The 13,352-nt window shown below is 56.2% G+C and carries 15 protein-coding genes; all 15 read left to right on the top strand.

Going from position 1 to position 13,352, the window contains the following annotated elements; all coding sequences use genetic code 11:
- The first annotated feature begins 68 nt into the window (after positions 1-68).
- Positions 69-713 (top strand): GTP cyclohydrolase I FolE, encoded by a 645-nt coding sequence (gene folE / locus RIB44_04205; protein MEQ8615776.1) that lies wholly within the window; start codon positions 69-71, stop codon positions 711-713.
- Between the two features lie 130 nt (positions 714-843).
- Positions 844-1,614, top strand: coding sequence for a hypothetical protein (locus RIB44_04200; GenBank protein ID MEQ8615775.1), 771 nt, complete (start codon positions 844-846; stop codon positions 1,612-1,614).
- Positions 1,615-1,669: 55 nt separating this feature from the next.
- Positions 1,670-2,134 (top strand): hypothetical protein, encoded by a 465-nt coding sequence (locus RIB44_04195; GenBank protein ID MEQ8615774.1) that lies wholly within the window; start codon positions 1,670-1,672, stop codon positions 2,132-2,134.
- 33 nt (positions 2,135-2,167) lie between these two features.
- Positions 2,168-5,203, top strand: a complete 3,036-nt coding sequence (locus RIB44_04190; protein MEQ8615773.1) for an anaerobic glycerol-3-phosphate dehydrogenase subunit C — start codon at positions 2,168-2,170, stop codon at positions 5,201-5,203.
- A 56-nt stretch (positions 5,204-5,259) separates the two neighbouring features.
- Positions 5,260-5,505: a molybdopterin converting factor subunit 1 gene (moaD, locus tag RIB44_04185; GenBank protein MEQ8615772.1), complete on the top strand. Its 246-nt coding sequence runs from the start codon at positions 5,260-5,262 to the stop codon at positions 5,503-5,505.
- A 14-nt stretch (positions 5,506-5,519) separates the two neighbouring features.
- A complete protein-coding gene (locus RIB44_04180; protein ID MEQ8615771.1) occupies positions 5,520-5,993 on the top strand; it encodes a molybdenum cofactor biosynthesis protein MoaE in 474 nt (157 codons plus the stop codon).
- Positions 5,990-7,009 carry a GTP 3',8-cyclase MoaA gene (gene moaA, locus RIB44_04175; GenBank protein MEQ8615770.1) on the top strand — a complete coding sequence of 340 codons (1,020 nt, stop codon included), beginning with the start codon at positions 5,990-5,992 and terminating at the stop codon, positions 7,007-7,009. Before RIB44_04180 ends, moaA begins: the two co-directional genes overlap by 4 nt.
- A gap of 91 nt (positions 7,010-7,100) precedes the next feature.
- Positions 7,101-8,261 (top strand): aminotransferase class V-fold PLP-dependent enzyme, encoded by a 1,161-nt coding sequence (locus RIB44_04170; GenBank protein ID MEQ8615769.1) that lies wholly within the window; start codon positions 7,101-7,103, stop codon positions 8,259-8,261.
- 2 nt (positions 8,262-8,263) lie between these two features.
- A complete protein-coding gene (locus tag RIB44_04165) occupies positions 8,264-8,710 on the top strand; it encodes a YkgJ family cysteine cluster protein (GenBank protein MEQ8615768.1) in 447 nt (148 codons plus the stop codon).
- A gap of 387 nt (positions 8,711-9,097) precedes the next feature.
- On the top strand, positions 9,098-9,640 hold the full coding sequence (locus tag RIB44_04160) for an HU family DNA-binding protein (protein MEQ8615767.1): 543 nt from the start codon (positions 9,098-9,100) through the stop codon (positions 9,638-9,640).
- A 174-nt stretch (positions 9,641-9,814) separates the two neighbouring features.
- The gene (locus RIB44_04155; protein ID MEQ8615766.1) at positions 9,815-10,033 is read left to right on the top strand and encodes a hypothetical protein; all 219 of its coding nucleotides are present in this window, start codon (positions 9,815-9,817) and stop codon (positions 10,031-10,033) included.
- Between the two features lie 188 nt (positions 10,034-10,221).
- The gene (locus RIB44_04150; GenBank protein MEQ8615765.1) at positions 10,222-10,434 is read left to right on the top strand and encodes a hypothetical protein; all 213 of its coding nucleotides are present in this window, start codon (positions 10,222-10,224) and stop codon (positions 10,432-10,434) included.
- 494 nt (positions 10,435-10,928) lie between these two features.
- Complete coding sequence (locus tag RIB44_04145; GenBank protein MEQ8615764.1) at positions 10,929-11,879, top strand: dihydroorotate dehydrogenase; 951 nt, start codon at positions 10,929-10,931, stop codon at positions 11,877-11,879.
- A 65-nt stretch (positions 11,880-11,944) separates the two neighbouring features.
- The gene (gene trpS, locus RIB44_04140; GenBank protein MEQ8615763.1) at positions 11,945-12,913 is read left to right on the top strand and encodes a tryptophan--tRNA ligase; all 969 of its coding nucleotides are present in this window, start codon (positions 11,945-11,947) and stop codon (positions 12,911-12,913) included.
- A gap of 13 nt (positions 12,914-12,926) precedes the next feature.
- A complete protein-coding gene (gene acpS / locus RIB44_04135) occupies positions 12,927-13,316 on the top strand; it encodes a holo-ACP synthase (GenBank protein ID MEQ8615762.1) in 390 nt (129 codons plus the stop codon).
- The last annotated feature ends 36 nt before the right edge of the window (positions 13,317-13,352 follow it).

The raw sequence follows: 13,352 nt of genomic DNA, 5'->3' as shown, positions 1-13,352 counted from the left end.
CCACTTCGCTCGTGTCGCGACTATGATGAGTGATTCTTCATTCAACGACATAGTGAACCATTCGATTGATGTCTGACAAGAATCTCACCGTAGACCAGGGCAGCCTCGCAGGCGAACTCGATGAGCCTTCCAAGCCTGCCCACCCAAACGTTGACCTCCCCAGAATTGAAGCGGCTGTTCGTGAAATCTTGGCCGCTGTCGGTGAAGATCCAGATCGAGAAGGTCTCTTGGAGACACCAGCTCGCGTAGCCCGCATGTATGCCGAGTTATTTAGCGGCCTCCATACGGACCCGAAGGTCCATCTCCAAAAGTTCTTTACCGAGAAATACGACGAAATGGTTCTCGTGAAAGACATTTCGTTCAACAGCATGTGCGAACACCACATGCTGCCTTTCATCGGCAAGGCACATATCGGCTACGTCCCCAATGGCAGAGTCGTCGGGCTGAGCAAGCTGGCACGCGTCGTGGAAGAAGTCTCCCATCGCCCCCAAGTCCAAGAACGTATGACTGAGGAGATTGCAGATCTTCTCGTGAGTGAGCTTGACGTCAAGGGCGTGGCAGTGGTGATTGAAGCCGCTCACTCCTGTATGTCGATTCGTGGGGTGCGTAAGCCGAACAGCCTTTGCGTAACGTCGGCGATGAAGGGACTCTTCCGCTCCAACCTCTCCAGCCGCAGCGAAGTGATGACGCTCATCTACGGCGGGAATCACTAGAGCAGGTTACGAAACAGCCCCGAAGGGGCGAAAGTGCATAGCCCGGGACGTGAGTCCCGGGGAAATGCCAAACCTCAGTTACTAGCCCTGAAAGGGCGTCAGTAGGGCAAAGAGTCAGGCAGACAGTTCGATGGCGCTACTGATTGAATTTCTGCTGCGTCTTTGCCTCGGCATGGCCGCCGCCATGGCTTGGGTGTCTCATCCCGAAGTCGATAGCGGCTACTTTCGAAACCACCTCTATGTCATTCTAGGATTGGCAACCCTGGCTGCACTTCTCGCGATCAGTGCTGTTCCTCCTGCACTTGCATGGGCGATCGTGATTGCTTTGCTTAGCTATGTTGGTGCAATCCTCTGGTTATATGAAAAGCCGCTTCCGGCGAAGTGGACGATGTGGATCGTCGCCTTGCTATCAGCGGTTGCTTTGTTACTCACCGTTAGGTATCGCTATGTCCCCAACGAACCAACTCCGACGTTTGCTTGGCAAGGTCTTAATCTCCAGTTGATTCAAGCAATTACCTCAGCGTGTCTGATCGGGTCAATCATGGCGGCGATGCTCCTCGGCCATTGGTATCTGAACGCTCCTGGCATGAAGATCCGTCCTCTGCAGGGCATGTTGATTACCAGCCTCGTCGCGTGGACACTCCATTCGGCGGTCAGTGGCCTTGGACTGGCCCTTGAGTATCAGCAATTGCAATCGCTTTCGACCTCGTGGGTGCTCTTTGCTTTACTCCGCTGGCTATGCCTTCTGGGAATCGTCGGCCTCATCTACATGACGTGGCAAACCTTAAAGATCCCCAACACACAAAGCGCCACAGGCATCCTCTACGTTGCCGTGATCGCCGTTTTCACAGGCGAAATCGCTTCGCTAGTACTGTCAGCAGAGTCAACTTTCCCGGTATAATACCAAAAACAACGCAAACTTTACTTAGGCAGGGGTCGGGACGACCCGGCTCGCCATGAATGTTACCTTTGCCTGCCCGAACTGCGAGAAAGCCAGTCGCGAAACCTTCGACGACACTACGTCCTCGCTCTCATGCTTACATTGTCAGCAAGAGATCGAAACGCCAAGCGACGCCGTTCATGAGCGCCGCGTGACGCAGTGTCTCGTCTGCCCGAGTCGCGATCTATTTATGCGAAAAGACTTCCCTCAGCGACTTGGTGTCCTGCTGGTCGTCGTCGGCGTGATCGGCAGCTCGATCGCTTGGCACTACTCAAACCTCTACTGGACCTTTGGGATCCTGTTCGCAACCGCGCTGATCGATGTGTTACTCTACGCGCTTGTGGGTGACGCCTTGATGTGCTACCGCTGCGGAGCTCAGTACCGTGGTGTGGAAGAAATGGAGTCTCACGGCCAGTTCGATCTAGAAACACACGAACGTTATCGACAAATGGACGCTCGCCTCAGCGGGCAGGCCTCCTAGGTTTTTCTCACGAAGTTGCCAAACGCTTAGAACATGCCCCTCGACGCCGACCGCCTTCGTATCGAGCAGGACCTCCGAGGTCAGATCGAAGGCGAAGTTCGATGCGACGACCTATTCGTTCAGCTCTACGCAAGCGACGCGAGTATCTACGAAGTCCGGCCGCTCGGCGTCGTTCGACCTCGCTCACTGAAAGACATCGTTGCGACCGTAAAGTACGCAGCAGCGAATGAGATTTCACTCCACGCACGAGGCAGCGGCTCAGGCTTAGCAGGTGAATCGCTTGGACAGGGACTGATCCTCGACTTTTCGCGTTTTTACAAACGCTATCAGGCGGAAACTGAGAACACGATCCGCATCCACTCCGGTTTGGTCCTCGACCAACTGAACGAGCACCTCGCCCGTAAGGGTCACGTCCTCGGACCCGATCCGGCGAATCATCAAGTGACAACCGTCGGTGGGATGGCCGGCGTTGATGCCGCGGGGAGTCGTTGGCGACAATTTGGATCGATGCGTGACCGTTTGCTCGAAGTCGAAGCGGTACTCGCCGACGGACAAGTCATCCAGCTCGCACGCCGCACAAACTCCGACGAGCTCGCCACGCGTGAAAGCAATCCTGCGGCGTTCCTCGCGGCAGGTGTTAAACGCATCGTGGCAGACTATGCCGCGGAGATTGAAGAATATCAAAAGAAGAACCAATCGTTAGTCAATCGCAGCGGATATCGGCTAACCGACCTTGTGTTCGACGATGGCGTCGACCTACTCAACCTGCTGGCGGGCAGCGAAGGGACTCTCGCCCTGTTCACCAAGCTGACCCTGCGAACCTCACCCCTGCCGAAACACGTCGGAAGTGTCCTCTTCTTTTTCAATTCGATGGACCGCACTGCCGAAGCAGCAGCGGCACTTTCCGAACTGGAACCCTTAGCGTGTGATCTCATGGATCGCCGCCACTTAAGTCTCGCAAGACAGGAAGACCCACGCTACGAGCTGCTCATTCCCGCCGCGGCAGAGGCGGTTCTGCTAGTCGAACAGACCGCCGAGACGCGTGATGCGCTCCGTGAGTCGCTATCAAAGGTCAAAGACTACCTGATCCGAGAAAAACGCCTCGCCGAAAATGCGTACGTCGCTGAGGATTCCCACGACCACGAAATGCTCCGGCAACTGGCAAGCCGCTACGTGCCGACCCTTTATCGATTGAAAGGAGCCACTCGCCCCATTCCTTTTGTCGAAGATATCGCGGTCCCGCCGCTCGCTGTGCCCAACTACTTTCGACAGATTCAAAAGGCACTAAACGAGCATCATGTAACTGCCTCCTTATTCGGTCACGTCGGGCATGGGCAACTTCATATTCGCCCTTTCCTGGATCTTTCCAACAAGGAAGACGTTGCCAAAATGCAGCCGTTGGCGGAGCAACTCTACGAAGAAGCATGGGCAGTCGGGGGCACCATTAGCGGTGAACATGGCGATGGCCTCAGCCGCACGCCCTATCTGGGCAATCAGTACGGTCCACTGATGAATGCCTTCCGCGACATCAAACAGCTATTCGATCCTGACGGGATCCTCAACCCAGGGAAGAAGGTCTTTCCGAGCACCAACTCGATCACCGCAAATTTGCGTCGCGTTTCTTATCCTCTTCTAGAACGACTGAGAACGGGAAGCGAATCTGCGGAAGCGGTCTCAGCTCAGCAACCTGACAAACCCGAAGTAGGCGAATCAGCAGATGCCGCTCCGCCGAGAATCGAATTGCAACTCGACTGGCAACCCGAGGAAATGACACGGGCCGCGCGAATGTGTAACGGCTGCGCGGCGTGCCGCACGCAAGAAGAATCGACGCGCATGTGCCCCATCTTTCACGTTTCGACGCGTGAAGAGGCCTCGCCACGAGCCAAAGCGAACCTCGCACGAGGAGTTCTCACCGGAACGCTTCCCCCTGAGACCGTCCTCGAAGACGCCTGCAAAGAAGTAGCTGATCTCTGCATACACTGTCACATGTGCCGCAAGGAATGTCCGGCGGAAGTCGACATTCCGAAACTTATGGTGGAAGCCAAGGCCTCCCACGTAGCAACCAACGGGCTCCGATTCGATGATTGGGCGATGATTCGCATCGATCGACTTTGTCGCCTGGCGTCGCGTATTCCTAGTATCGCAAATTGGGCACTTAGTAACCGCATCACGCGTTGGATGTTGGACAAAACGCTCGGAATCGCCCAGGGTCGCAAGCTGCCCTACCTCCAGCGTGGTTCCTTCCTGCAAGCCGCAGCGAGCCGAAAACTACACCGCCCGCAACGCACCACCGGAGAGAAGGTCCTGCTGTTTGTGGACACGTACGCGAACTACTGCGATACGGAACTCGCTAATGCCTTGGTTGCGGTCCTGGAGCATAACGGCATTTCCGTCTTCGTCCCCAAGAATCAACGCGAGTCGGCGATGCCGATGATTTCGCAGGGGGTCCTCGCGCCGGCACGACAAATCGCTGAGGATAACGTCGCCTTACTTTCCGAAGCGGTTCGTCAAGGCTACAAAATCATCTCGCCCGAACCCTCGGCGGTATTGGCGATAATCCAGGAGTATCCACAGATTCTTGGCGCCGACAGTGACGCCGCCATGCTGGCTGAGCATACTTTCGAAGCCTGCCACTATCTGTGGAAACTGCATCAACGGGGGAAGCTGCAACTCAACTTCCAGCCGACGGACCTTACCGTCGGCTACCACATGCCGTGCCACGTGAAGGCACTCGACGTAGGTCATCCCGCTGCCAATCTGCTGGAGCTCATTCCGGGCGTGCGAGTTCGCCCGCTTGAGAAGGGGTGCAGCGGTATGGCAGGCCTCTACGGTGTGAAGCGTAAGAACTACCGTCGCAGCCTACGCATGGGTTTGCCCCTAATCACCGAATTGCGGCATGGCGAATACCAGGCGGGAGTCACCGAGTGCAGCACTTGTCGTTTGCAGATGGAACAAGGCGCTCCAATCCCGACGGTCCATCCGGTGAAGGTCCTCGCACTGGCCTACAATCTTATGCCTGAACTCCAAGATCTGCTCAGTAGGCCCGACGAACGGTTGCGAGTAAGATAAATGTAGTTTTCAGCCATCGGCTGTCAGCTATCAGCATTACAGTTCGGGTAGTTGCGATGGAAGTCTCGGTCTTACTTTTTGCTCAAGCACGAGAGTTGGTGGGCGAGACGCAAACCTCGGTCACTCTCGAAGAGCCCAACACGGTTAGCGCCCTACGCGAGGCGCTGATTGCTCAGCACCCTGCCCTTTCGCCGCTGATTCCCCACGCCATGTTCGCAGTCAATGCGCAGTACGCTCAGGATACGCAGACTATCGACGAAAAGTGTACGATTGCCTTAATTCCGCCGGTTAGTGGCGGTTGAGAATACCGAATTTGATGATCCAGCTCACCCAGAAACCAATCGATTCTGAAGAAGTCCTTGCGGCAGTACAGAATGCCAAAGCAGGAGCTGTCGTATTGTTTCTGGGCACCACACGTCAGTTCACCGGCGGTAAAGAAACCGTTGAATTGCACTACGATGCCTATGAGGAAATGGCTAAGCAGGAAATGACGAAGCTTGAGAGACAAGCCCGCGATCGCTGGCCTTTAGTTCATTGTGCCATCGTCCATCGACTGGGGTTGGTTCCCTTGGCCCAGGCCAGTGTTGCCATCGCCGTCAGCAGCGCGCACCGAGGCGACGCCTTTGAGGCAGGCAAGTGGCTGATTGACACACTCAAAGAACAGGTCCCCATTTGGAAGCAAGAACACTGGGCAGATGGAACCCAAGAGTGGGTTCACCCGACCCTTATTCAACAAACTCAAGCCCAACAAACTCAAGCTTCGTCACCTAATGCCGAAGGCGAAGCATGACCCAAAAAGACAAGCGAACACAGCTCGCCCCGCTGGTGGATAACTTTGGACGAATTCACACGAACTTGCGGCTCAGCGTCACAGACCGCTGCAACATCCGCTGCTTCTATTGCATGCCGGCTGAAAACGTGCAGTTTAAACCTCGCGAAGAGTTGCTCACGTTCGAAGAGATCGTCCGTTTCGTTCAAGCCGTCGTTCCACTTGGCATCAACAAGCTCCGAATCACCGGTGGCGAGCCGTTGGTCCGCCGCGACCTCGATCAACTGATTGGCCAGCTGAAACGGCTCGACGGGCTTCAGGATATTGCCCTAACAACCAACGGCATCCTGCTTGCCGAGCAAGCCCAAAGCCTAAAGGACTCCGGACTGGATCGGCTGAACATTAGTCTCGACTCGCTCGACGAGGAGGTTTTCCAACAGATCACTCGTCGCACGGGATCAGATGCCGTCCTCGAAGGCATCGCCGCAGCACAGAAAGTTGGCTTCGAGAAAATCCGTCTTAACGCGATTGCGATTCGCGGCCTCACCGAGCAGGAAATAGTCCCGCTTGGACGATTTGCGTTCGAGCGCGGCCTAGAACTCCGCTTTATCGAATTCATGCCTTTGGACGCGGACGGTGCCTGGGAGCAAGCCGATGTCCTGACCGGAGAAGAAATCCGCAACACGCTGGAAGCTGAGTTCGGCCAGCTTGAACCAACCTCTCGCCTCGACCCGAGCCAGCCGGCAATCGACTACCAGCTTACTAGTGGAACTGGCCGAGTCGGATTCATCAATCCGGTTAGCCAGCCGTTCTGCGGTTCGTGCAATCGCCTCCGTCTCACCGCGGAAGGCAAGGTGCGCAACTGCTTGTTCTCACACGAAGAGTGGGATGCCAGAGAACTACTTCGTGGCAAAGCAACCGATCAAGAGTTACAGCACGTCGTGCGATCTGCCGTTGATGCGAAAGCTAGAGCCCACGGCATCAACGACGCAGACTTTCAGCAACCCGTACGCGCGATGTACCAAATAGGCGGATAAGTTCAGGGTCGAGGACGACCCGACTCGCAACGCTGATTTCCCAACTAGCCCGCGAGCTACGCCTCGCGCGGAGAATTCACTTCCAGCCAATATGTCCAATCGCCTCTACTTCGATAACGCCGCGACCAGTTGGCCGAAGCCGGAGTGCGTCTACGAGGCAATGGATCGCTACCAACGCGAAGTCGGAGCCGCTGCCGGTCGAGGAGGCTACACGGCGGCGATCAAGGCTCAGCGACTTGTTGACGCAGCCCGCAGAAACTGCGCTAAGCTCATCGGCGCGAGCGATCCCAAGCGAATCGTCTTTACATCCAACGGCACCGATGCGCTGAACTTGGCAATCCACGGCACACTGCGAAAGCGAGATCACGCAGTCACCAGCGAGGCAGAGCATAACTCAGTACTTCGCCCGCTGTTCGCAGCACAAGAAAACCTCGGCGTTGCGATTGAATATGCTCGCTGCGACGAAAACGGTCTTGTTGACTTAGAACATCTTCAAGAGTTAATCGACAGCGGCACAAACCTGCTGGCGATCAACCACGCCTCAAATGTCACCGGCGCTGTCCAACCGTTAGAGCGAATCGCCGAAATCGTACGCGCTTCGAATGCTGTTTTTTTAGTCGATGCAGCTCAGACCGCTGGGCACGTTCCCATCGATGTCGAGAAGCTCGGCATCGACCTCCTTGCCACCAGCGGTCACAAAGGGCTACTTGGTCCGTTAGGTACAGGAATTCTCTACATCCGCGAGGGCCTCGAAGAACTGCTTGTCCCCTCGCGCCAAGGAGGAACGGGTGTGGAGAGTCTGGCGAATGAGCAACCCCGACAGATGCCCGAGCGTTATGAAGCCGGCAACCTCAACGTCCCCGCGCTTGCCGGCTTAGCCGCCTCGACCGAGTTCTTGCTTAACGAAGGCGTGGAAAAGATAGCTGCTCATGAACAGGCTCTTACTGAACAACTCCTCACCGGCTTGCAGTCGATACCCGGCGTCGAAGTCGTGGGCCCCCCCGCGGAGTCGCCCCGCGTGAGCGTTGTGAGCTTCCGAGTCAACGGCTATGATCCTCAAGAACTGGCAGCCACCCTCGACGCGGCCGCGGAGCTACAATGCCGGGCCGGGCTGCACTGCGCCCCACGCATCCACCAATGTCTCGGCACGGCAGACTCCGGTGGGCTCGTGAGATTAAGCCTAGGTTGGTCTACCACCGCGGATCAGGTCGACACCGCGCTCGCCGTCCTCGCCGCTGTACTTGAGAGCTGAAAATGGGCAACAAAGCCACAAACAAGAACTCTGAAGACCAGCCCTGGTACGCTGACGGTCTTCGCTTCAAGTGCACCGCCTGCGGTGACTGCTGCACGGGTTCACCGGGCTACGTGTGGCTCATCCAGGCCGAGATCAACGAGATGGCCGACGAGTTGGACCTCACTCCCAAAGAGTTCGAGCGTCGTTACGTCCGCAATGTTGGCGTACGGCGGAGTCTGAAGGAGTTCCCCAAAAGCTACGATTGCGTGCTGCTCGACCCTGAGACTCGTAAGTGTAAGGTCTACGCCAGTCGCCCACGCCAGTGCCGCACATGGCCCTTCTGGGACTCAAACCTCAAATCCCCTGAGACTTGGCAGGAGACCTGCGACTCGTGCCCTGGTGCCGGCAAGGGAAAGCTGTACAACATCCAGCATATCGAGCGTGAGGCAGCCGTTGTGAAGGTCTAGCAGCTCTGTCACTACAGTAGCCCTGTCGCTCCGCGACAGGAACGCAGATGTTGGTGAAAATCGTCAGCCGACAAGCCATGCCGAGTAGCCTCTCAAGTCTGTTGCTGTCCTACCGCGGAGCGGTAGGGCTACTGGGTTGCTAGCACCCAAATCCTCCGATTTGGCAGTTTTTACGGATTAGCTGGAGTTTGCCGATCCTGCTGACCGATCCTCTTCCCTAGGGCTTGTTCTGAGCACCGCTGAGGGTCGAAATCGGCCTCAAGCGGCAGCCAGATTTGCCCTAAGTTGATCTTTGAAAACCTGCTATCAGAGTAAGCAAAAGAGCTGTCCTAGGGGCTATTGAAGCCTTCGAGACCAGCCCTTGGCAAGTGCGTTTTCTTGACACTAATGCTTACCCCAACTACACTTGGAGCAAATGAAGCGAATTCGGATCGAGGCGAAATCCTGAGCTTCGACCACGCTGAAACTTCTCTAAGGGGGACCTTCGTCGTGACCAAGAAAGAGATCGTTAAGACCATCTCAGAAGAGATCGGGCTGACCCAACTGAAGACGAAGGAGATCGTTCAGAAAACGTTCGACGCCATTGTCGACACACTCGTTCAAGACGAGCGAATCGAGCTTCGCAACTTCGGCGTGTTTGAAGTCAAGAAACGGGCCGCTCGCAAAGCCCGCAACCCACGGACCGGCGAAAAGGTGTTTGTGCCTGAGAAGTTCGTCGTCACGTTCAAGCCAGGCAAAGAGATGGAAGAACGCGTTCGTGAACTCGAGCGCAAGGCGAATGAGGCCGCTGCAGCAGCCGCTGCTAGCGAGAATGCCGCTGCTGCCGCACAACCATCAGCGAACGGAACTTATGGCAGCGGAAGCAGTTACGATGCTCAAGTTAGCCCGACACAAGTAAGCCCAACGCAACTGGGCTCAAACCAGCCCTAACGAAATAACTACTTGCTGTGCCCTGATAGCAACCCGTCGATCAGCTTCAATCTGACACACACGACAAGAAGACGACTGCAAGGCACATAACAAGATATCTAGCAGAGACTTACGACGCATGAGGAGAGATGATCTCCTGGTGCCCCAGACGCAGCTCAAGGAGGAGCTACCACGATGCGTAAATGGATCCTTTCCCTAATCGTTGCCTGCTCGCTCGCCAGCAATGTTGGCTGCCTGATCCCCATGTACAGCGGCGACCCGGTCCGCCGCGGTAAGCAGCTCTTCTACACCTCGGAAAACCTACGTGCCTTCCTCGACGAGTGGGAACGCATCTGGTTCCTCGACCAGCCAACACACTTGGTGCCGCATAGCACCCACGGCGGCATTATCTAGAGCTAAGTGGCTGGGCCGTGTAAGGGTAGCCCACTTTCTCAAGCAGCATGGCAGCCAGCGGCCACAAAGCCCGCTGGCTGCTTGTGTGCGCTGGTCGGTTTCAGGCAGGAAAGCTCTCGGGGAAGTGGGTATAATTGACTGTAAGACACCAAAGGTCACGACAGCACACAAAACACGAGGCAGAGTCCATGGATCGCGAAGAGCTCTTAAAACTGCTGCAAACCGGACCGATCCGCATTCTTATGAATGACGGGAACTCGTACTCCGTCGAACAACCGAGTGAAGCGATCGTTTCCGACGATGCGGCTCATGTCCTCTACCGCGATACGAAGGGTCAAGTGCGAGTGATGATCCTACCTTTGGTTTCAATGTCCGGGATTGAGCAACTTTCCTCAGCATAAGCAAGGATCACGAGGCTGTTGCTTAAACTCCTATCCCTGCTTGCGAAGATCGCCCTAGCATTCTGTCTCGTCTGGGCTCTCTGGGCATCTGGCGTTTGGCTCGCCTTCTATTTGTTCCCATGGAATTGACCAGACGATCTACGTGGTTTGCTACTGCGAGTTGCTAAGCATTAAGCTCAGTATCCCAGCCTAGCCTTCTACTTTCGCACGCGAAATCAGCCAGTATTTCCGCTAGAATAGGTTCTCGCTGCATCGTACGAGTGGGCTTTTCAGGCCGGGGCGAACCGACTTTTGCTCGACTGGGCCCGGTTCTCACCCGCCCAGAAAGCAAAAGTCCCTTGACCACCAGCGGCAGGTTCAACATAAACCGTTACCTGGCAACAGGTAACAGCCGTGCGGCCAAGATGCTTGGTTTGACTTTTGCACGGCGAAATCAAGTCGGCGTGCAAAAGTGCAGAAGTAGAAAGCTAAAATCTTCATAACTGGATTCCCTTTTGAACGCATTTCCTTCCACGGACAAGCCACCCTCGCAAACCGAAGTCGACCTCGCGGTCGAACTCGGCCGCCTGCATCTCGCTAACCCAGTGCTTGTCGCTTCGGGCACGTTTGGCTACGCGCGGGAAATGGAACGTCTGGTCGATCTCTCCCGCCTTGGAGGAATCCTACCCAAGACCGTCACCAAGCAACCCCGTCAAGGCAATGCCCCTTGGCGTACGATCGAAACGCCCTCGGGGATGCTCAATTCGATTGGCCTCGACAATGATGGGATTGATGCGTTCATTGCGCATCATTTGCCCTACCTCGCGAGTCTCGGCACCTCGATTGTCGTCAGTATCGCAGGCCGGACCGAGGCTGAGTTCGTCGAGATGTGTGCCCAACTCGGAGCATGTGAAGGCGTGGCCGCGATCGAGCTGAATATTTCCTGCCCGAATGTTTCCGGTGGCGTCGATTTCGGCACGGATCCCCAGATGTGCGAGAGCCTCGTTGCCAAGTGCCGAGAGGCGTGTGAACTCCCAATCCTTGCCAAACTCACCCCCAACGTCACTAGCATCACCGACATGGCCCATGCTGCTTCAGCAGCCGGGGCCGACGCCCTCTCGCTAATCAACACCTGCCAAGGCATGGCGGTCGATTGGCGAGGCCGCAAACCAATGCTCGGCAACGTGATCGGCGGACTGAGTGGCCCCGCGATCAAGCCAATCGCCCTCCGCTGCGTTTACCAAGCCGCCCAAGCAGTCGAAACCCCCATCATCGGCATCGGCGGCATCGCCACGCTCGACGATGTGATGGAGTTCCTCGTCGCCGGTGCCTCAGCGGTTCAACTGGGAACCGTCAACTTCTACAATCCAACCGTTTCGATGACGATCCTCGATGCGCTGCCGAAAGCACTCGCTGAGATTGGTGCCAAGAGTGTTTCCGAAGCCGTCGGAAGCTTGAATCGTTAGATTCCGCGGTCGAGGATGACCACGGCTCACTGAAAACTGAACACTGACAACTGAAAACTACTTTCATGCGAGTCCTTTCCGGCATCCAACCCACCGGCCGCTTCCACTGGGGCAACTACTTTGGTGCGATCCGACAATACATCAGCCTCCAGGATGAAGATGAGGCGTACTACTTCATCGCCAACCTACATGCATTGACGACGATTCGCGACAAGCAGCAGCTTTCACAGTTGACCTATGATGCGGCTGTCGACCTGTTGGCGCTTGGTCTCGATCCTGAACGAGCTATTCTGTTCGTCCAGTCGGACGTGCCGGAAGTGAGCGAACTTTGCTGGCTCTTGATGACGGGCACGCCGATGGGGCTGCTAGAACGGTGCCATGCGTATAAAGACAAGAAAGCCAAAGGCATGGCGGCTGACGCGGGGCTGTTCACGTATCCTGTATTGATGGCTGCAGACATTCTTGCTTACGACGCAGACGTTGTCCCAGTGGGCGAGGACCAAGTCCAGCACATCGAAGTCACACGCGATCTCGCGGGAAGCTTCAATCATCAGTTCGGCGAGGTCTTCACGATGCCGAAACCGCAACTGCTAGATGGTTCGGCCAAAGTCCCTGGACTTGATGGCGAGAAGATGAGCAAGAGCTACGACAACACGCTCGAACTGTTTGAAGAACCTGGACCTCAGAAGAAAAAGATCATGCGAATCGCGACGGATTCGCGTCCGATGGAAGATCCGAAAGAACCAGAGGGCGATATCCTCTACCAACTTTATTCGCTCGTTGCTTCCGAGTCAGATCGCGAAGAAATGGCCACCCTATATCGCAAAGGCGGTTTCGGCTACGGCGACATCAAGAAAGCGATTGTCTCGGCTGCAGGCGACTACTTCGGCGAAGCACGTGAGCGACGAGCCGACTGGGAAGCCCGGCCCGACGACGTCCGCGACGTTCTCGCCGAAGGAGCGAAAAAAGCGAGAGCGAAAGCCGGCGAAGTCCTCCACCGAGCCCAATCCGCATGCGGCTTAGCCGCCAATTGAAAAAAGACCCCAAATGGCAATCCTCGGCATTGGCACCGACATCACCGAATGTGGCCGCATCGGCCAAATGATCGAGCGGCACGGCGAGCTCTTCATAGCGCGTGTCTATACCGAACATGAGATCAACTACTGCGTCACCAAGAAAGCAGCGTTGCAGCATTACTCGGGCCGCTGGGCAGCGAAGGAAGCCGTTCTGAAGGCCTTGGGAACAGGCTGGCGTCAGGGAATTCGCTGGCGCGACGTCGAGGTTCGTAACAAGAGCAGCGGCGGCCCGACGATCAAACTCTACGGCGGCGCTCAAGAAGTCGCTGAGAAACTCGGCATCGAAACCATGCACATCAGCATCTCACACAGCCGCCACTACGCAACGGCACAGGCGGTTGCTGAGGGTGAAGACGCATGAGGCGAAAACAATAGCAGGGGCTCTACGAGTCGCCGA

Source organism: Lacipirellulaceae bacterium, from assembly GCA_040218535.1.
Lineage (GTDB): Bacteria > Planctomycetota > Planctomycetia > Pirellulales > Lacipirellulaceae > Adhaeretor.
Note: the sequence above shows the minus strand (reverse complement) of the source record. Positions and strands in the feature narration are given on the sequence as shown.

Bases quoted from the DNA above. Each gene is read 5' to 3' on its own strand.
- folE (MEQ8615776.1), top strand. From the start codon at position 69: ATGTCTGACAAGAATCTCACCGTAGACCAGGGCAGCCTCGCAGGCGAA.
- RIB44_04200 (MEQ8615775.1), top strand. From the start codon at position 844: ATGGCGCTACTGATTGAATTTCTGCTGCGTCTTTGCCTCGGCATGGCC.
- RIB44_04195 (MEQ8615774.1), top strand. From the start codon at position 1,670: ATGAATGTTACCTTTGCCTGCCCGAACTGCGAGAAAGCCAGTCGCGAA.
- RIB44_04190 (MEQ8615773.1), top strand. From the start codon at position 2,168: ATGCCCCTCGACGCCGACCGCCTTCGTATCGAGCAGGACCTCCGAGGT.
- moaD (MEQ8615772.1), top strand. From the start codon at position 5,260: ATGGAAGTCTCGGTCTTACTTTTTGCTCAAGCACGAGAGTTGGTGGGC.
- RIB44_04180 (MEQ8615771.1), top strand. From the start codon at position 5,520: ATGATCCAGCTCACCCAGAAACCAATCGATTCTGAAGAAGTCCTTGCG.
- moaA (MEQ8615770.1), top strand. From the start codon at position 5,990: ATGACCCAAAAAGACAAGCGAACACAGCTCGCCCCGCTGGTGGATAAC.
- RIB44_04170 (MEQ8615769.1), top strand. From the start codon at position 7,101: ATGTCCAATCGCCTCTACTTCGATAACGCCGCGACCAGTTGGCCGAAG.
- RIB44_04165 (MEQ8615768.1), top strand. From the start codon at position 8,264: ATGGGCAACAAAGCCACAAACAAGAACTCTGAAGACCAGCCCTGGTAC.
- RIB44_04160 (MEQ8615767.1), top strand. From the start codon at position 9,098: ATGCTTACCCCAACTACACTTGGAGCAAATGAAGCGAATTCGGATCGA.
- RIB44_04155 (MEQ8615766.1), top strand. From the start codon at position 9,815: ATGCGTAAATGGATCCTTTCCCTAATCGTTGCCTGCTCGCTCGCCAGC.
- RIB44_04150 (MEQ8615765.1), top strand. From the start codon at position 10,222: ATGGATCGCGAAGAGCTCTTAAAACTGCTGCAAACCGGACCGATCCGC.
- trpS (MEQ8615763.1), top strand. From the start codon at position 11,945: ATGCGAGTCCTTTCCGGCATCCAACCCACCGGCCGCTTCCACTGGGGC.
- acpS (MEQ8615762.1), top strand. From the start codon at position 12,927: ATGGCAATCCTCGGCATTGGCACCGACATCACCGAATGTGGCCGCATC.